Origin of the sequence: Fretibacterium fastidiosum (genome assembly GCF_000210715.1) — a bacterium.
In the GTDB taxonomy this organism is placed as follows: domain Bacteria; phylum Synergistota; class Synergistia; order Synergistales; family Aminobacteriaceae; genus Fretibacterium; species Fretibacterium fastidiosum.
On sequence record NC_021038.1, the window covers coordinates 1,406,943 to 1,425,118 of the forward strand.

Annotated in this window: 18 protein-coding genes and 1 pseudogene; 16 read left to right on the forward strand and 3 right to left on the reverse strand. The window is 63.1% G+C overall.

Translation table 11 applies throughout. The annotated features are described in order from the left end of the window. Window positions 1–329: pseudogene (locus SY1_RS06450) on the reverse strand (glucose-6-phosphate isomerase); the annotation flags it as partial. Window positions 330–722: 393 nt separating this feature from the next. Between SY1_RS06450 and SY1_RS06455 the strand changes: the two are divergent. The 10 genes from SY1_RS06455 to rplS all read left to right on the forward strand — a co-directional run bounded on the left by SY1_RS06455 (window position 723) and on the right by rplS (window position 9,451). After that, window positions 723–1,598 carry a sulfide/dihydroorotate dehydrogenase-like FAD/NAD-binding protein gene (locus SY1_RS06455; RefSeq protein WP_243440608.1) on the forward strand — a complete coding sequence of 292 codons (876 nt, stop codon included), beginning with the start codon at window positions 723–725 and terminating at the stop codon, window positions 1,596–1,598. 2 nt (window positions 1,599–1,600) lie between these two features. Beyond that, on the forward strand, window positions 1,601–3,109 hold the full coding sequence (gene gltA, locus SY1_RS06460) for an NADPH-dependent glutamate synthase (protein WP_208873127.1): 1,509 nt from the start codon (window positions 1,601–1,603) through the stop codon (window positions 3,107–3,109). A 215-nt stretch (window positions 3,110–3,324) separates the two neighbouring features. Beyond that, entirely contained in the window at window positions 3,325–4,434 is a 1,110-nt protein-coding gene (locus SY1_RS06465) for a pyridoxal phosphate-dependent aminotransferase (protein ID WP_208873128.1), read from the forward strand. Between the two features lie 557 nt (window positions 4,435–4,991). Continuing rightward, the gene (locus SY1_RS06470; RefSeq protein ID WP_208873129.1) at window positions 4,992–5,321 is read left to right on the forward strand and encodes a sigma factor-like helix-turn-helix DNA-binding protein; all 330 of its coding nucleotides are present in this window, start codon (window positions 4,992–4,994) and stop codon (window positions 5,319–5,321) included. A gap of 40 nt (window positions 5,322–5,361) precedes the next feature. Beyond that, window positions 5,362–6,705, forward strand: a complete 1,344-nt coding sequence (ffh, locus tag SY1_RS06475) for a signal recognition particle protein (protein ID WP_015556551.1) — start codon at window positions 5,362–5,364, stop codon at window positions 6,703–6,705. Window positions 6,706–6,790: 85 nt separating this feature from the next. Further along, on the forward strand, window positions 6,791–7,060 hold the full coding sequence (gene rpsP, locus SY1_RS06480) for a 30S ribosomal protein S16 (protein WP_015556552.1): 270 nt from the start codon (window positions 6,791–6,793) through the stop codon (window positions 7,058–7,060). A 56-nt stretch (window positions 7,061–7,116) separates the two neighbouring features. Further along, on the forward strand, window positions 7,117–7,359 hold the full coding sequence (locus tag SY1_RS06485; RefSeq protein WP_015556553.1) for a KH domain-containing protein: 243 nt from the start codon (window positions 7,117–7,119) through the stop codon (window positions 7,357–7,359). A 57-nt stretch (window positions 7,360–7,416) separates the two neighbouring features. Next, window positions 7,417–7,911: a ribosome maturation factor RimM gene (gene rimM / locus SY1_RS06490; protein ID WP_279369749.1), complete on the forward strand. Its 495-nt coding sequence runs from the start codon at window positions 7,417–7,419 to the stop codon at window positions 7,909–7,911. Then, window positions 7,911–9,074, forward strand: coding sequence for a tRNA (guanosine(37)-N1)-methyltransferase TrmD (trmD, locus tag SY1_RS06495; RefSeq protein ID WP_015556554.1), 1,164 nt, complete (start codon window positions 7,911–7,913; stop codon window positions 9,072–9,074). The genes rimM and trmD overlap by 1 nt, the downstream gene beginning before the upstream one ends. Window positions 9,075–9,097: 23 nt before the next feature. Further along, window positions 9,098–9,451, forward strand: coding sequence for a 50S ribosomal protein L19 (gene rplS / locus SY1_RS06500; protein ID WP_208873131.1), 354 nt, complete (start codon window positions 9,098–9,100; stop codon window positions 9,449–9,451). Window positions 9,452–9,529: 78 nt separating this feature from the next. Here the strand turns inward: rplS and SY1_RS06505 are convergent, their stop codons facing one another. Further along, window positions 9,530–10,366, reverse strand: a complete 837-nt coding sequence (locus SY1_RS06505) for a nucleoside phosphorylase (RefSeq protein ID WP_243440610.1) — start codon at window positions 10,364–10,366, stop codon at window positions 9,530–9,532. A 63-nt stretch (window positions 10,367–10,429) separates the two neighbouring features. After that, window positions 10,430–11,248: a sulfurtransferase-like selenium metabolism protein YedF gene (yedF, locus tag SY1_RS12385; RefSeq protein ID WP_015556555.1), complete on the reverse strand. Its 819-nt coding sequence runs from the start codon at window positions 11,246–11,248 to the stop codon at window positions 10,430–10,432. A gap of 151 nt (window positions 11,249–11,399) precedes the next feature. Here yedF and selA point away from each other — a divergent pair, with 151 nt between their 5' ends. From selA to SY1_RS06540, 6 genes are all read left to right on the forward strand, one after another. Continuing rightward, window positions 11,400–12,833, forward strand: coding sequence for an L-seryl-tRNA(Sec) selenium transferase (gene selA, locus SY1_RS06515; RefSeq protein ID WP_015556556.1), 1,434 nt, complete (start codon window positions 11,400–11,402; stop codon window positions 12,831–12,833). Continuing rightward, window positions 12,826–14,742, forward strand: a complete 1,917-nt coding sequence (gene selB, locus SY1_RS06520) for a selenocysteine-specific translation elongation factor (RefSeq protein WP_208873133.1) — start codon at window positions 12,826–12,828, stop codon at window positions 14,740–14,742. The genes selA and selB overlap by 8 nt, the downstream gene beginning before the upstream one ends. A gap of 2 nt (window positions 14,743–14,744) precedes the next feature. Next, entirely contained in the window at window positions 14,745–15,509 is a 765-nt protein-coding gene (nudC, locus tag SY1_RS06525) for an NAD(+) diphosphatase (protein ID WP_208873135.1), read from the forward strand. Between the two features lie 100 nt (window positions 15,510–15,609). Further along, a complete protein-coding gene (gene tnpA, locus SY1_RS06530; protein WP_208873137.1) occupies window positions 15,610–16,002 on the forward strand; it encodes an IS200/IS605 family transposase in 393 nt (130 codons plus the stop codon). A 17-nt stretch (window positions 16,003–16,019) separates the two neighbouring features. Beyond that, window positions 16,020–17,132, forward strand: a complete 1,113-nt coding sequence (tnpB, locus tag SY1_RS06535) for an IS200/IS605 family element RNA-guided endonuclease TnpB (protein ID WP_208873139.1) — start codon at window positions 16,020–16,022, stop codon at window positions 17,130–17,132. A 166-nt stretch (window positions 17,133–17,298) separates the two neighbouring features. Beyond that, the coding region (locus SY1_RS06540; RefSeq protein ID WP_208873141.1) for a hemolysin family protein at window positions 17,299–18,176 on the forward strand (878 nt) is incomplete at its 3' end.

Sequence of the window (18,176 nt, forward strand, 5' to 3'; positions counted from 1 at the left end):
CGCTTGGCCTGGGGGATCTCGTTCCAGAAGGGGGGCAGGAGCGCGTTGTGCAGCATCTGATTGCCCAGGGCGGAGCCGCCGATCCCCACCTGAATGACGGACTCGCGGGTGGAGAGCCAACGCGCCATCGTCTGCACGTCGTCAACGTTGCGCCTGGCGAGGTTCATCCACCCGAATCCCTCTTTGCCCGCAGCCGCGTTCTCGCGCAGCCACGCATCTCCGGCCTGGAATCTGGGCGCAAGAGAAGCCAGGTCCGTGAAGGCGACGGCCCCTTTCTTCTCCGGGAACGCGGCTCCATAAGCAAGCGACAGCAAGGTCTTTTCACTCATCGTTAACCCCTCCTGAAACATAAGCACTCAAAGCGTCTATGCCGCGTTCAGGGTCCAGACTAGGAGACGCGGCCCCATCCTGCGCGTATCTTAACATATTTAGGAACAGAAATACAGCAGCGGCAAAGCAATGAGGGGGATCGAAAGGGTGTGGCCGCGAGTTGGAACACCCCGAATAGTTGTTGTAATTTCAAGAATTTAAGGCTTTTTAATGCATAAATGCATCTGGATTCTTGTTTTATGTGGAAGAATGGCTTATTATTATAGTGTGCAGGACGTCGTCCTGTCTTTTGTCGTAGCAGGTCCTGTTTTTAGAGAGCTCTTTGCTGTGGAGGCTCCGACGGAGCTTTTCGCAGTTCAGCAGTGCATATTATCTTGGAGGGGGAAGGTCATTTGCATAAGATACTGGAGAAGAGGCAGCTCTCTCATGACCTTGAGAGGGGTCAGAGCGTCTACTACTTCAAGGTGACGGCGCCGGAGATCGCGCGGAACCGGAAGGCGGGGCAGTTTATCATCTTCCAGATCGATCGGGACCTGGGGGAGAGGGTGCCCTTGACCATTGCGGACGCCAACGCGGAGGAGGGCTGGATCGCCCTCGTGTTCCAGACGGTGGGGGCGACGACGCTCAAGCTGTCGCAGCTCGAGGTGGGCGACGAGATCCCCGTCATCCTTGGGCCCCTCGGCAGCCCCACCCACATCGAGAAGGTGGGGACGGTGGTCTGCGTGGGTGGCGGCATCGGCGTCGCGCCCATGTACCCCATCGTGCAGGCCCACAAGAAGGCGGGCAACAAGGTCATCACCATCATCGGGGCCCGCTCTAAGGACCTGGTCATCTTCGAGGACGAGATGAGGGCCATCGCGGACGAGGTGATCGTCGTCACGGACGACGGCACCTACGGGCGCAAGGGCCTGGTGACCGAGCCGCTGAAGGAGATCTGCGAGGGCAAGGACGGGCACGACATGCCCAACGAGGTGGTCGCCATCGGGCCTCCCATCATGATGAAGTTCTGCGTGGCCACCGCGAAGCCCTTCGGCGTCCCCATCACCGTGTCCCTGAACACGATCATGATCGACGGCACGGGCATGTGCGGCGGCTGCCGCGTCTCCGTCGGGGGCGAGACGAAGTTCGTCTGCGTCGACGGCCCGGAGTTTGACGGCTACAAGGTGGACTTCGACAACATGATGACGCGCATGGGGGCGTTTCGCGCCAGGGAGCAGGAAGAGTATCACAAGTGCCGCATCGGCTTGGACGCGAAGGCGGGGGCATGACGATGGAACACAAGACGACCGAAATGTTGGCCCAGGAGGCCGAGAAACTCTGGGGCGAGATTCAGGGCAAGACGCTGACCCCCAAGGACAGGGCGGCCATCCCGCAGCAGGAGATGCCGTCGCGGGACCCGGTCAAGAGGGCCCGCGAGATGGGGGAGGTGGCGCTGGGCTACACGGAGGAGCAGGCCAGGGTCGAAGCGGAGCGCTGCCTGAACTGCAAAAATCAGCCCTGCGTGAAGGGCTGTCCCGTGGGGGTCCACATTCCGGACTTCATCGCGCACATTCAGAAGGGCGATTTTAAGGCTGCCGTGGACACCATCAAGGAGACGAACCTCCTTCCGGCGATCTGCGGTCGCGTCTGCCCCCAGGAGAAGCAGTGCCAGAGCTTCTGCACGGTGGGCAAGATGCTGAAGTCCACGGAGAAGGCCGTGGCCATTGGGCGCCTGGAGCGCTTCGTGGCGGACTGGGAGCGAAACAACAATAAGACCACCGTCCCCACGCCGGCTGCTCCGACGGGCAAGAGGGTCGCCGTCATCGGTTCCGGCCCGGCCGGGCTGACCGTGGCGGCGGACATCCGCAGGGCGGGACACGACGTCACGGTCTTCGAGGCGCTTCAGAAGCAGGGCGGCGTGATGGTCTACGGCATCCCTGAGTTCCGTCTTCCCAAGGAGATCGTGGCGAAAGAGGTCGAGAACCTCAGGAAGATGGGCGTGAAGTTCGAGACGAGCTTCCTTGTGGGGCGCACAGAGACCCTGGAGCAGCTCCTCGAAACCGATGGGTACGATGCCGTGTTCATCGGGACGGGCGCAGGCCTCCCCAAGTTCCTGAACATCGAGGGAGAGAACCTGACCGGCGTCTTCAGCGCCAACGAGTACCTCACCCGCGCCAACCTGATGAAGGCCTACGACACGGAGGAGGCGGACACCCCGCTCTATCAGGCGAAGCGCGTGGCCGTCTTCGGCGGCGGCAACGTCGCGATGGACGCGGCCCGCATGGCCTACCGCCTTGGGGCGGAGAAGGTCTACTGCATCTACCGCCGCACCCGTGCGGAGATGCCGGCCCGCGCCGAGGAGGTGGCGCACGCCTTCGAAGAGGGCGTCGAGTTCCTCTTCCTGCAGAACCCCACCCGCTTCATTCCCCTCGAGACGGAGGACAGGGCCCTGAAGGGGCGCGTCGCAGGGGTCGAGCTCTTGGATTACGAGCTGGGGGAGCCCGATGCGTCGGGCCGCCGCAGCCCGGTGGTGAAGCCCGGCACGGAGCACGTGCTGGAGATCGACGCCGCAGTCGTCGCGCTGGGCAACATGTCGAACCCCCTGATGGCGAAGACGACCGCAGGGCTGAACGTCAACAAGCGCGGCAACATCATCGTCGAGGAGGAGACGCAGAGGACCAGCCTGGACAAGGTCTGGGCGGGCGGCGATATCGTCCTCGGCGCGGCGACCGTCATTCTGGCCATGGGTGAGGGACGCAAGGCGGCCGCCAACATCAACGAGTACCTGGCGAAGAAATAACGGAGCGCTTTTCTTTCCGAAGGATGTCGGTTTGCGTTGGGGCGGGGGCTTCTCCGCCCCTTTTGTCTAAGGGAGTGCGATTGACCTTAAGAAGTTGTTGGAAGCGATCAAGGACCATCGACAATGAGGGGTCCTCCAGCAGTGCAGCCTTTGTGAAGGGAAGTGGATTTTGAATGAGAGTGGCGGAGCGTTTCAGCAAGTTTAAGCCGTCTGGCATGATGCGCATGTTCCGGGCCATCGCCCAGATGGAGGGCGTCCTGAACCTCAGCATCGGCGAGCCGGACTTCACGACGGAGCCGGACGTCATCGATGCCGCGGCACGGGCCGCGCGGGCGGGCAGCACGCACTATCCCCCGCTTCAGGGCTTTCGCGACCTGCGCGAGGCGGTGTGCGGCTACTGGGAGCGGCGTCATGGCCTCAGCCTGAGCCCGGAGGAGGTCGTCATCGCAAACGGGGCCCTTCAGGCGACGCAGCTGCTCTTTGAGGCGCTGCTGGACCCCGGCGACGAGGTCCTGCTGCTGGAGCCCTACTTCACGGTGTACGCGGTGCAGGTTCGGGACTGCGGGGGCGTCCCCGTCGGGGTCCCCACCAGGGAGGAGAACAACTTTGCCCCCACCGCGGAGGACCTGAGGGCGGCCGTGACGTCCAGGACGCGCGGGATCGTGGTCAACTCGCCCGGAAACCCCTCCGGCAGCGTGTACTCCCGCGAGCAGCTGGAGGTGATTGCGGCTTTTGCCGTGGAGAGGGACCTGCTGGTGATCAGCGACGAGATCTACGAGTCCCTGGTCTTTCGCGGCGAACACGTCTGTTTCGCTTCCCTTCCGGGGATGCGGGAGAGGACGATCACGATCGGCGGCGTGTCCAAGAGCCACTGCATGACGGGGTGGCGCCTGGGCTACGCCATGACGCCGCCCGACGTGGCCTCCATGATGTGCCTCCTCTCCTCCTCTCGAACCTACGGCGTGTGTACGCTCGCTCAGAAGGGCGCCGCCTACGCCCTCAACACGCAGGATGCGAAGGTCGAGGAACGAAGGGCCGCCTTCGGGGACAGGCTCAGGGCGGTGGAGGCCAGGCTGAACGCGATGAAGGGCGTCCGATGCCGGCCGGCGGCAGGGGCTTTCTACCTCTTCCCGGACATCAGCGGGACGGGGCTCTCCAGCGAGGAGTTCTCCCTGCGCGCCCTGCGGGAAGCGAGGGTGGGCCTCCTGCCGGGCGACGCCTTTGGGGAGAGCGGGGAGGGCTACGTCCGCATCGCCTGCACCCAGGCCATGGATAGCCTCATGAGGGCCATGGACGCCCTGGAACGCTTTACGGACGCCTTGTAGCACCCCGTCCTCACGTATAAATGATGTCAATAGCCAGAAAAAAGTCACTTTTGAGTCACCTTGGACTGAGGCAGCTCTGAGCCAGGGTGACCGTTTTTCCTGAAAGAGCGCTTTCAGGGATGGTTGGGGGCGGTCGTGTGAGTTTTTGCAGGTTCGCCCTCATTTTCTTTTGTCGCATTGCTCGGAACGGCACACTGCGACCTCTCAGCCTCCTTCAGACTGTCGGCAAAATGGGAAAAGTTGAAGTCATGATACTTGTCCCGGTAAAGACGGAGCGCGTCGAGGCGTATCTCTTCACCTATCCTGTGCTGGGGACGTCTGTCCCGGTTGCCGTGAATGAGGCCCATTTCGCCGTGAGTCGTGTGCTTTTTCCTGAGACCTGCCTTCCGCGGAGAGGGGTGACATTTTCTCTGACTACTTAGGATGACATGATCACAGAACAACGACAGGCGTAAAACAAAAATGCTTGACAAGATGTCGCAGGCTCCTTATAATTAGTCCCGACTCGAGGAGTGTGCTGTATCACCGCCGATCCGAAGCTCAGGAGTGGATGCGATGTGGCCGCTTTGAACGATGGGGAGCGCCTGGAGCGAAGGGTCTATCTCAATTCGCTCTACGACTTTTACTCCCCCCTTTTGACGGAGCGTCAGCGGGACGTCTACGAGATGCTCTACTTTGCTGACCTGGCCCCGACGGAGGTCGCCCGTTCGCTGGGGGTCAGCCGTCAGGCCGTCCACATCCTGGAGCGGCGCGTCATGGAGCGCCTCGAGGCGATCGAGGGAGAGCTTCACTTCTCCGAGACGACCCGACGGCTGGAGGAGCGGATTCACGAGCTTGAGGCGAGGAACGAAGCCTTGCGCTTGAACGAAACGAATGGAGGCGTGTGAGCGTTTTATCGTCCTCCGTCTTTAAGGAGTAGAGCAGGGAATGTTTGACGCACTGAGGGAGAAGCTGGAGGCCGCATTTTCGCGTTTGCGAAGCAGGGGAAAGCTCTCGGAGGCGGACGTCGACGCCGCGCTTCGCGAGATACGCAAATCCCTGCTGGAGGCGGACGTCGATTTCAAGGTGGCCCGCAGCCTCGTCGCCAGGATAAGGGAGAGGGCGCTGCAACTCGACGTCATCGAGTCGATCAGCGCCGCGCAGCACATCGCGACGGTGGTGTACGAGGAGCTCGTCTCCCTGATGGGGGACCCCGCTCCGCTTGCCATCGCCTCGATGCCCCCCACGGTGATCCTCATGGTGGGGCTTCAGGGAAGCGGAAAGACGACGACGACGGTCAAGCTGGCGCGACGGCTTCAGGGTTCCCACAATCCCCTCGTCGTGGCGTGTGACCTGCGGCGACCTGCGGCCGTCGACCAGCTGAGGGTGCTGGCGGAGGAGGCCAGGGTCGCCTTCTACGGGCCCGACGCCGGAGGGACGGACGTCCTGGAAGTGGTGCGCGGGGCCCGACAGCGTGCGGCGGACCGCATGAACGACGTCATCCTGCTGGACACGGCGGGACGCCTGCACCTGGACCAGGAACTGATGGAGGAGCTCTCGGCCATCGCCTCGGCGCTCCCGCCCCACGAGAAGCTCCTGGTGCTGGACGCGATGATGGGGCAGGAGGCAGTCAACGTCGCGAGGGCGTTCCATGAGCGCCTGGCGCTGACGGGGCTGATCCTGACGAAGCTCGACGGCGACGCCCGAGGCGGAAGCGCGCTGGCGGTCCGTGCGGTGACCGACGTGCCCGTGAAGTTCGCCGGGGTGGGGGAGCGGACGGATGCCCTCGAGGTCTTTGACTCCCGGCGGATGGCAGGGCGCATCATGGGCATGGGGGACATCCAGGGCCTCGTGGAAAAGGTTCAGGCCGCGGACGCCGGCGACGCCCAGAAGATCGCAAACAGCCTGAAGGGAAAGCAGTTCACGCTGGAAACCCTTCTGCTCCAGTTTCAGCAGATCGAGAAGATGGGGCCCCTCGGCAAGGTGATGGAGATGATCCCCGGCTTCAGCCGCCTGAAGGGGATAAACGTCGATGAGGCGGACAACGCCGCCATCCGTCGGAGCAAGGCGATCATCCAGTCCATGACGCCGGCTGAACGCCGTAACCCCCGGATCATCAAGGGGTCGCGCCGGCGTAGGATCGCGCTGGGCTCGGGGACGTCCGTGCAGATGGTGAACCAGCTGCTGGCGCAGTACGAGCAGATGCGAAAGCTCTTCAAGACCTTTTCCGCAGCAGGGGACAGCAAGTTCAAGCTCCGCTCCCTCTTCGGCAGGATGGGTGGCATTCGCTGAGGCCCTGCCCCGCAGGGAGAGATCGCTTCAGGTGTCCGTTGGGAAGTTTTCTTCCCTCAGATTTTTCAGGAGGTGTCTTGTTGTAATGGCAGTGAGGATTCGTTTGTCGCGCTTGGGCAAAAAGAAAGCCCCTTACTACAGGTTGGTGGTTGCGGACTCCCATTCCCCTAGGGACGGGAAGTTCATCGAGCTGATCGGGACCTACAACCCCATGACCGATCCGGCGGCCGTGGCCATCAACGAGGATCGCGCTCTGTACTGGCTGAGCGTCGGGGCCCTGCCCTCGGACACGGCGCGCGGGCTTTTGAAGAAGCAGGGCATTTGGGAGAAGTTCGAGAGCAAAAAGGCCCAGTAGGGACTTTTTGGAGTTCATCCTCAGCACGTCACCGCAAAAAAACAGGAGGTGCCACAATGGTCAATTACAAGGAACTTGTCGAGTTCATCGTTAGACATCTTGTCACTCAGCCGGATGCCATCAGCGTGGAGAGCGGCGAAGAGGAGAGCGGGCTCAAGGTTATGATTCGTGTTGCCCACGAGGACGTGGGACGCATCATCGGAAAGCGCGGCGCCACGATCAACGCCATCCGGCTTTTGGCCAAAGCGGCTGCCGTCAAAGCCGGCGAGCGTGTGGACGTCGATATCGTAGAGGAGTAGTGAAGCACGATTTCCAGAGCGGCCTCGAAGGGCGTCCAGGCGTCTGAAAAAATCCAGATCGGACGTGTAGCCTCCGCGCACGGCCTTCAGGGAGCGCTGACGGTGGTCCCTCTGACGGACTTCCCGGAGCGCTTCCAGGCGATGAGCACGATCGCCCTCTATCGTGGAGGGAACGTCCTCCGCACGCTCGAGGTGCGCGGCGTCCGCTTCGACGAGGGACGCAACCTCCTCACGCTGCGGACAGACCTTTCGACGCGGGATGAGGCGGAGGCCTGTGTGGGGGCGTCCATCCTCATCGATCGGGAGGAGCGGGTCGAGCTTCCGCGGGGCAGCTTCTGGGTTGACGACCTGATCGGCCTCGCTGTCGAAGACCTGGAGGGGCGCCCTCTGGGAACGGTGACGGATTTCCTCACGGGCGCCAACGAGCTGTACGAGATACGCGACGCCGCAGGGGGCCTGCACTACATCCCTGCCGTCCGGGAGTTCGTTCGCGACATCGACCTCGAGGGAGGCCGTCTCAGGATCGCTTTGATCGAGGGGCTCTGGGACTGATGCACGTAACGATCGTCACGGCGTTTCCGGAGTTCTTTCGCGATTTTCTCTCGACGAGCATCGTCGGCCGCGCCGTCAAAAGGAACCTGCTGCGGGTGGATTTGGTGGACCTTCGCGAGTTCGGTCGGGGCGGGTATCGTCAAATCGACGATTACGCCTTTGGCGCGGGGGGCATGGTCCTCGCGGCGCCTCAGCTGGAGGACGCGCTGAATGCGGCCCGCGGCGAGGGTGAGGCCTGTGTGGTGTATCCCTCTCCGCAGGGGACGCTCCTGACCCAGGAGATCGTTGAGACGCTCTCGCGCCAGGAACACGTCGTTATCCTCTGCGGTCATTATGAAGGGATTGACGAGCGCTTTGTCGAGCGCGAGGTGGACCTTGAGGTGAGGGTGGGCGACTGCGTCCTCACCGGGGGCGAGATCCCCGCCATGGCTGTCATCGACGCGATGGCGCGCCTCGTTCCGGGGGTTGTCGGTCGAGGGGAGGCGGTGGAGGAAGACTCCTTTTACCGCGGGATGTTGGATCATCCGCACTACACCCGGCCAGCCTCCTGGAGGGGAATGGACGTCCCGGAGGTGCTTTTGAGCGGCAACGAGGCGGAGGTTCGGACCTGGCGTCGGGCCAGGGCGGTGGAGCGAACGCTGATCCGCCGTCCCGACCTCCTGGCAAGGGCGGCGATAGGGGACTACCTCTCCGGAGGGGCCCGCTTGGCGCTCCTCACGGCCGACGGGCCGACGCCGGAAGGGGCGGAGGCCCTCTCCTCCCTCTGCCGTTTTTACGGGCTGGGGAGGCCTTTTTTCGTCATCCTTCGCCCCGATGAGCGGCGTTCGTTCGACGCGCTCTCGGCGGGGGCCTCCGGCGTCCCCAGGGTCCTGGGGAGCCTGTCCCGCGTTTGGGATTGGGCCCGGTCCCACGGGAAAGGACGGCCGACGCTGACCGTCGTTGTAGAGGCTCAGCCCCGAAGCGGCAGCCTTCATACGCTGGAGGCGAAGCGCCGTTGCCTCGAGCACGACGGGCCGCTGCTCTTTCTGTTCCCCGACGGAGTGGAGGCGGGGGAGATCGCGGAAGGCCCTGCGGTTTACGCCTCGGTGGCTCAGGAGGCGGAGACGCTGCCCCTGGCGGTCAGGGCGGGAATTGCACTGGATCGATTTTTAGGAAAGCGCTGATTTTTATTTAGGAGGAAGCACCAGTGAACGTATTGAACCTTGTCCAGAAGAATTATCTTAAGGCGGACCCTGCGCCCGATTTTCGGCCGGGCGACACCCTTCGCGTCCACGTGAAGATCAAGGAGGGCGCCCGCGAGCGAATTCAGGTCTTTGAGGGCGTGGTTATCGCGCGCCAGCACGGCGGGTTGGACGAGACCTTTACCGTGCGCAAGGTATCGAGCGGAATCGGGGTGGAGCGGGTCTTTCCCCTGCACTGCCCCTCCATCGATAAGATCGAGGTCCAACGCAAGGGGCGCGTCCGCCGCGCGAAGCTGTACTACCTGCGCAAGTTGAGCGGAAAGGCCGCGCGCATCAAGGAGCGCCGCGACTTCGCGTAAAGCCTGCCGCCTTCGGTCCCCTCGAGCCCGTCGAAACGCGGGCCTGAGGGGACTTTTGTGTCCTTGCGTCGCCTTCCGTCAGGCCAGGAGGCCGGGGAACCAGAAGGGCTTCCCTCTGGCCTCCTTGGCCCTGTCCCAGGCGGCCAGGACCTTCAGGGCTTCGTTGGCTGCCCGGATGCTGTGATCGATGCCCACGTATTGAAACGAGTCCTTCAGGCGGTGGGCGACGACGGCGAAGACGGCCCCCGCGCGCAGGCCGTAGAGTCCGGCAAGCGTGAGGACCGTGGCGGCTTCCATCTCAAAGTTCATGACGCCCGCGCGGTTCAGGTCCTCGACCTTATGGGCCTGGGAGGATGGGGAGTAGCCCTTCAGCCCCGGCCGGGCCTGGCCGCAGTAAAAGGACGCCGTCGTGCAGCTGACGCCTACGTGGTAGCGCACCTTGAGGCGCTCGCACGACTCCACGAGGGCGGCGGTCACCTCGTAACTGGCCGCCGCGGGGTAGGACAGGTCGATGTAATCCTGGCTGGTCCCGTCCTGCCGCATGGCTCCCGAACAGATGACGAGGTCGCCGCACTCGACTCCCTCCTGGATGGCCCCGCAGGACCCGACGCGAATGAAGGTGTCGGCCCCCAGCGCGGCCAGCTCCTCCAGCGCGATGGAGGTCGACGGTCCTCCCATGCCGGTGGAACACGCGGTGACGGGGATGCCGTCCAACTCACCGCTCCACGTCCGGTGCTCGCGGTTGTCGGCGATGAAACGCGAGCTTCCCCAGCCCTGGGCGATGGCCTCGACGCGGGCCGGGTCCCCCGGAAGGAGGACGTAGCGGTTCACGTCGCCCCTTCGGCAGCGGATGTGGTACTGCAGGTCCCCTTCCATGACGGGCCGTTCGGCCCCGGACTTCCAATCCGAGTTCACGGTTCTCCTCCCCTTTCGCGATGCGGTCCCTTCAGCCCCTTTTTCCCTGAGCCCGCCTTGGGGTCAGAGGCTCAGGATCCTGCCCGCCCTGGCGATCGTCTCCACGATCTCGTACATGTTGGAGATGATGCCGACGCCGACGCTGTCCGTTACGCCGTAAAAATTGGTGCAGGTGCCGCACACGAGGACCCTGGTCCCCCGCCTTTCCAGGTCCTTCAGGCGGTCGCAGGTGGAGGAGTCGAAGAGGGCCAGCTTCACCCCTCCGTTCATCAGGGCCAGAACGGTCGGCGGAGTCTCAAGGCCCGCCAGCGTCTTCAGGAAGCTCTTCACGAGCACCCCTCCAAGCTCCTCGCTGCCACGCCCGAAGGTATCCCCCGTGATGAGGACGGCAAGGGACGTGTCGTCGCGCGGGGGGGCAAGCTCCTGTCCCTTCTGGGGGACGGCTTCCGGCTCCTTTTTCTGTTTTGAGCGGGAGCGTTTCCCACGGCGGCTGCCCGGCGCTCCCTCCATTGGGGGCTGCCGGAAGGGGACCTGGGGCTTTGGGTGTGGCCCCTCCGTCTGAGTCGGCTCTTCCGCCCGATGCGGCTCGCGGCGCGGCGACCCTTCGAGTGGCTTGGCCTCCTGCGCGGTGGGAGGAGGCGTCTCTCCCTTCGGTCCGTCGGCGGCGGCGTCCTTTTTTTTCTCGCCGACGACGATCAGCTGTCCCTCGTCGTCCTGGAGCTGGACGCGGAGGCCCGCCCCGATCAAAAAATCTCTGACGCTCGCGGCTGCCGTTGGGCTGTCAACGATCACGCGAACCTCGTCCGCCCCCTTCTCCAGCGCCTCCTTCGTCATTGCGGCCGGTTCCGGGCCGGACTTACCGAACGCGTTCACTGTGACCATCGAGAGCATCCTCCTGCGTCTATAAGAGCTTGAGCACTGAACTCAATTATTATAGAATGGTTGATATTATAGAATGATTGAAGAAAACTATCCAGCAGGCGGCGCGCGCCGCCGGGAGAATTTTAAAGACGTTTCAGGAGTGGGGACAAAGATGACGGTTGAGGACATCAAGCAAAAACTTCGGGCGATCCCTGGCATGGACGTCCTGCTGGCGCAGGATTGGGCACGGCCCTGGATCGAGAGGGCGGGCAGGGAGACGGTGAAGCGGGTCATCAACGGCGAGTTGACGGCCGTCCGGCGCCGGATGCTCACGGGGCAGGAAGAGGACGTCTCCCCGGAGCGCATCCGGGAGGCGTGCCTCGGCGCCCTGACCGAGGCGGAGAGGCCGAACCTGCGCCGCGTCGTCAACGCGACCGGGGTGGTCATCCACACCAACCTGGGCCGCTCCCTCATGGCCGCGGAGGCCGTGCGGGCGATGGAGCGCGCGGCGCGAGGGTACTCGAACCTGGAGTACAACCTGGCGCAGGGGGTTCGGGGGCAGCGCAACGTCCACGTCGAGGGGTTGGTCTGCGACCTGACCGGCGCCGAGGCGGCGCTCGTCGTGAACAACAACGCCGGGGCCGTCCTCCTCTGCCTCATCGCCCTGGCCCGGGGCAGGGAGGTCGTCGTCTCGCGGGGCGAGCTGGTGGAGATCGGCGGCTCCTTCCGCGTGCCGGACATCATGGAGTTCTCCGGCGCGAAGCTGGTGGAGGTGGGCACGACGAACCGAACGCACATCGAGGACTACAGGGCCGGCCTGGGGGAGAACACGGCGATGCTCCTGAAGGTGCACCCCTCCAACTTCCGCATCGAGGGCTTCACCGCGGCCCCGGAGCGGAAGGACCTGGCCGCGCTGGCCCATGAGCGCGGGGTGGTCTTCATGGAGGACGCCGGAAGCGGCCTCCTCGTTGACGGCGAGCTGCTGGGCCTGCGGGGGGAGATGGACGTTCGGACCTCCCTGCAGCAGGGCGTGGACCTCATCACCTTCTCCGGGGACAAGATGTTGGGCGGTCCCCAGATCGGCGTCATCGCCGGACGTCGTGCCGTCGTGAACGGGCTGAGGAAGCACCCCATCCTCAGGACGCTGCGCGTGGACAAGATCACCCTGTCCGCCTTCGAGGCAACCCTGCGCCTCTACAGGCGCGGGGCGCTGGACGACATCCCGACGCCGGCCATGATCCGGATTCCTGCGGAGACCCTTAGGGAGCGTGCCGAGGGCCTGGCCGCCGCCCTGAAGGGGCGGGTTGCCGCGCAGGTGGAGGTGGTCTCCGTGGAGGACGCCGTGGGCGGAGGGTCCTACCCCGAAAAGCCTCTCGCGGGCTGGGGGGTCGCCGTCAGCGGACATCCGGCGGGGGGTGCGGGGCGCCTTCAGGCCCTATTGAGGGAGGGAGAGCGTCCCGTCATCGCCGGCGCCAGGGACGACGCGCTGGTGCTGCACGTCAGGACCCTCCAACCGGGGGACGAGGAGGTCGTGGTGAACGCCCTTGCAGCCCTCCAGCCGGAGGCCGGCCCGCTTGCGGGGAAGGGGGAATGTGCCTGTGAATGAGGAGAAGGAGATTTGTCTCGTCATCGGGACGGCGGGACACATCGACCATGGAAAGACGACCCTGATCTCCGCCCTCACCGGGGTGGACTGCGATCGTCTGCTCGAGGAGAAAAAGCGCGGGATCACGATAGAACTGGGCTTTGCCCCGCTGCACCTCCAGGATGGGCGCGTCGTGAGCGTCATCGACGTGCCGGGGCACGAGCGTTTCATCCGGCAGATGGTGGCCGGGGCCTCCGGTATCGACGCGGCGCTCCTCGTGGTGGCTGCGGACGAAGGGGTCATGCCCCAGACCAGGGAGCACCTGGCCATCATGGAGCTCCTCGGAGTGCACGACGGCCTCGTCGCCATCACGAAGGCCGACCGGGTGGAGGAGGGAATGGTGGAGCTGGTTCGGGAGGACGTGAAGGAGTTCGTGCGCGGCACGTTCCTGGACGGAAAACCCATCGTCCCCGTTTCGGCCCTGTCCGGCGCCAATTTGGACGTCTTGAGGCGGGAGATCGTGGCTTTGGTGGATCGGGTGAGGCCGCGTCCCCGCAGCGGTGCCCTGTTCCTGCCCATCGACCGGGCCTTCCCCATCTCCGGCTTCGGCACGGTGATCACGGGGACCGCCTACCGGGGGATGGCGCGCCCCGGCACGGAGGTGGAGGTGCTCCCCACCGGGAGGCAGGGAAAGATCCGCAGCCTTCAGGTCCACGGCCATCCGGTTGACGAGGCCTGCGCGGGGCAGCGCGTGGCGGCCAACCTGACGAACGTCGCCGTGGATCAGATCGAGCGCGGCGACGTCGTCTGCCAGAGGGGGATCTACGCTCCGACGGCCTGCTTCGACGCCACGATCCGTCTCCTGCCCTCCGTCCGCGAGCCGCTGCGGCACTGGCAGCGCGTTCACCTCTGCATTGGGACGTCCGAGGTCCTGGCGCGGGTGGCGCTTTTGCAGTCGAAGCAGATACGGCCGGGGACCGAGGAGCCTGCCCAACTCGTCCTTGAAGAGCCGGTGGTCTGCACCTTGAACCAGCGGTTCATCATCCGCTTTTACAGCCCGCTGATCACGATTGGCGGGGGGGGCGTGGTCTTTCCCTACTCCCGAAAGCCCAGAGGGGCCGAGGCGAGGGCGCGGGTACTCGCCCGGATGAGGGCACTCCTGTCCGCCGGAACGCCCTCGGTTCGCCTGGAGCGGCTCATCGACGACGCCAGGGCGATGGACGCCCAGAGCGCGGCGGTGGCGATGCAGGAGACCCTCGCCAACTGCGCCGACATCGCGAAGAACCTCGCCGCCTCCGGCAGGATCGTGGAGCTGAAGGGGGATAAGCCGCTCTACCTCTCGCTTGCCCGCTGCGCGGAGCTGAAGACGGACCTGAAGGACGCCGTCCTGGCCTACCAGAAGTCTTTCCCCGCTGAGGCGGGCCTTCCCCTGGACGAGGCGCTGCGGCAGGTTCCCCTTCCGGACGCCCGTGCGCTCCGCTCCCTGATCGCCCTGATGATCGAGGACGGCGCCCTGACGCTGGACGAAAATAAGGTCCGCACGCCGGACTTCGCCCCGAGGAGCGAGGGGGAGTTTCTGAAGAACAGCCAGAGGCTGGCGGAGATCTGCCGCCGACAGGGGTGGCAACTCCTCACGCTGGACGAGCTGCGGGACGAGATGAAGCTCTCGCAGCCTGTGTTCGGCGCGCTCATCCAAAGCCTCAGGAACTCGCGTGAGCTGGCCCTCCTGCCGGGGGGCTACGTCTTGACGGCGGAGCTGGAGCGGGCCATGCTGGGCATCCTGCGGGAGATCGGCGGAAACGTGACCCTGGCTGCCGTGAGGGACAGGACGCAGAGCTCCCGCAAGTTTATCCTTCCCGTGCTGGAGTACTTCGACTCGAAGGGGTACACCCGGCGCGTCGGGGACGTCCGCGTCGTAAAAGGACAGTAGCTGTGCTGATCTTTCGAGGCGACGAGGTGTTGGCGGCGCGGGACGGCCTGGCCGATCCGGGGGAGCGCCCGTCGTCTGCGCTTCGCTGCTCGCTGGACTTTCCCCGTCCGTGGCAGGAGCTGACGCCCTGGTGCGAGGTGGACGAGGCGTTTCAGCCTCCGGTGGGGTCGGAGTGGCTGGGGCTGCGCCAGGTCTGGGGAAAGTTCGGCGACGGCCCCTTCGCGCGGGCGGGGGCCGCGTGGCAGTACATGAGCTGGTGGCGGAATGTCCGCCTCTGTTCCTTCTGTGGCGCGCCCCTCGTGCCCCGTCAGAAGGACAGGGGACGGCGCTGCGCCGAGTGCGGGCGCACGTTTTACGCGCCGCTCTCCCCGGCGATCATCACGGCCATCGAGCGGGAGGGGAAGCTCCTTCTGGCTCACAACCTGAACATGCCTGCGGGGCGCTTCAGCGTCCTTGCCGGCTTTGTGGAACCCGGTGAGACGCTGGAAGAGACGGTGTCCCGCGAGGTGATGGAAGAGGTGTCCATCGAGGTGCAGGACATCCGCTACTTCGGCAGCCAGTCCTGGCCCTTTCCGTGTTCGCTGATGCTGGGGTTCACGGCCCGCTGGAAGGGAGGGGAGCTGCGTCCCGACGGGGTGGAGATCGGGGAGGCCGGCTGGTTTGCGCCGCAGGACATCCCGAAGGGCATTCCCAACTCCGCCAGCATCTCCAGACGGCTGATCGACCACTTCATCGCGACGCACAGCCCAGGCTGCCCGCGGCCTTGACCGAACAAGCGGCGCAAGCCCCGCCCTTCAGGGCTGGGGTGAGCCGCTGAAAACATAAAATATCTTGCATTAGTTTTATCGTTTTGGTATACTGTTTTTCATGAAATATAAATCGAATAGGAATGTTGTCTATTCCTGTAAATATCATGTTGTCTGGTGTCCTAAGTACAGGCGTAAGGTTCTGGTTGGTGAGATAGAAACGAGATTGAAGGAACTGATATATAGTATTGCTGAAGGCATCAGCGCAGACATTCTGGAATTGGAGATTATGCCCGACCACGTCCATTTGCTGATTGAGGTAGACCCGCAATATGGGATTAATAGAGCGGTGCGCCACATCAAGGGCGTTTCCTCTCATACATTGCGAAGTGAATTTCCATCGTTGAAATCACGTCTCCCTACGCTCTGGACAAATTCCTACTTCGTATCAACGGTTGGTGGGGCGCCGTTGGCAGTTATTAAGCAGTATATCGAGAATCAGAAAAACGTCTGAAACGGTGGTGAATGTGCGTGGAGTGCGCGTATAAGTTTCGTCTCTATCCCAATAAGGCACAAGAAGACTTGATACAGCGCACATTTGGCTGTGTACGATACGTCTATAACTACTTCCTTGCGGAGCGCAAAGAAGCGTATGAGAAGACGGGCAAAGCCCCATCACGCTTCCAACAGGACAAATCTCTCACAGTTCTTAAGCAGGGTCTGGACTGGCTCAGAGAACCTGATAAATGTTCCCTGCAAAACGCTCTTAAAGACCTGGATAATGCCTATAAGAATTTTTTTCGGCGTGTAAAACAGGGCGTAAAACCCTGCGGCTACCCGAAATTTAAGCGAAAGCACGATAACCACAGGTCTTATCGCACGAACAGCAATATCAAGGTTCTGGACAGCGCTGTTCAGCTTCCCAAGCTCGGTCTTGTGAAGTGCCGTGTACATCGCATACCCCTCGGGCATATCCTTTCTGCTGTCATCTCTCAAAATCCGGCAGGGGAATATTACGTCTCGCTGTGCTGCTCTGATGTGCCCTCTCGCTCTTTGCCTGCGACACACGGTGCCCTCGGCGTGGATTTAGGCGTGAAGGAGCTGGCGGTCACCAGCAATGGAGAGAAGTACCAAAATCCGCAGTATCTGAAGAAAACGGAAAAGCGGCTGAAACGTGCGATGCGGAGGCTGACTCGAAAAACAAAGGGCAGCAAAAACCGCGACAAAGCACGAGTGCGAGTGGCAAAACTCCACCAAAAGATTGCCAACCAGCGTCGCGACACAATGCAGAAGACAACGACCGAACTCATCAAAAACAACGCCATTATCTGCGTTGAGAATCTGAACGTCAAGGGTATGATGAAAAATCATCGTCTCGCTCTCGCTGTTGCTGATGCGTCCTTCTTCGAATTGAAACGGGAACTGCGGTATAAGGCGGCTTGGTATGGGCGGCGTATCGTGGAGATAGACTCGTTTTACCCCTCCAGCCAGTTGTGTTCCTTCTGCGGGTACCAGAACGCAGAGGTGAAAGATTTGTCCGTCAGGGAATGGACTTGTCCAAGGTGTGGAACGCACCACAACAGAGATGTCAATGCCGCTAAAAATATTCTGATAGAGGGCTGTCGCCTCCTGTCGGTAGTATAAAATTTGAGCTGGTAGGGCGGGACGCGCCCAAACCGGAGTTGCAGAACTCCTACGCCTGTGGAGATTGTGTAAGACCTTTCAACTGCGAAAGGCTGTGGTCTGCGAAGCAGGAAGCCCCAGGCTTTAGCCGTGGGGAGCTGTCACGTGCAGTGAGGAGGCATGAAAGATGTTGTTTGGATTGATTGCCGTGATGCTCCTGGCTGCGGCGAGCGCTTTTCTTTCCCTGTCGGAGATATCGCTGGCGGCTTCGAGCCGGGTTAAGCTGCGGCCGCTTGCGGAGAAGGGCAGCCTCCAGGCCGCAAGGGTCCTGTCGTTTCAGGACCAGCCGGGGCTCTTTTTCACGACGGTGCAGATCGGGCTGAACTTCGTGGCGATCCTGGCGGGCATCGTGGGGGACGCATCCTTTGCGCCCCTGATCCTGGAGCGCCTTCCCGAAGCCATCCCCGGTCCCGTTCGTGCCCAGATCGCCTCAGCGCTCCCCTTCTTTGGGGTCACGATCTTCTTCGTCGTGTTCGCGGACCAGATCCCGAAGCGCATCGCCATGGCCATTCCGGAGGGGACCTCGGTCAGGACGATCGACGGCATGAGGCGTCTCATCTTCTTCTGCGGCCCGATCGCCCGTATGCTCAACGCCGTGAGTAGCGCCATCTACAGCTTGATGGGCTTCCCGGAGAAGAGGAAGGACGACATCACCTCCGACGACCTCTACGCCATGGTGGAGGCGGGAACGGTGGCCGGGGTGCTCCGCAAGCAGGAAAAGGACCTGATCGGCAACGTCTTTGAACTGGACGTGCGCACGGTTCCGTCCGCCATGACCGCAAGGGAGAGCATCGTCTACTTCGACCTGCACGAGGACGAGATCAGCATCAAGGACAAGATTGCCCAGGAGGCCCACTCCACCTACCTGGTGTGCGATAAGGACATCGATCACATCATCGGCTACGTGGACTCAAAGGAGCTCCTGGAGCGCGTCATCAAGGGACAGCGTCTGGCCCTTGATGACGGGCTTGAGGTTCGTCCGCCGCTCATCCTTCCCGACACGCT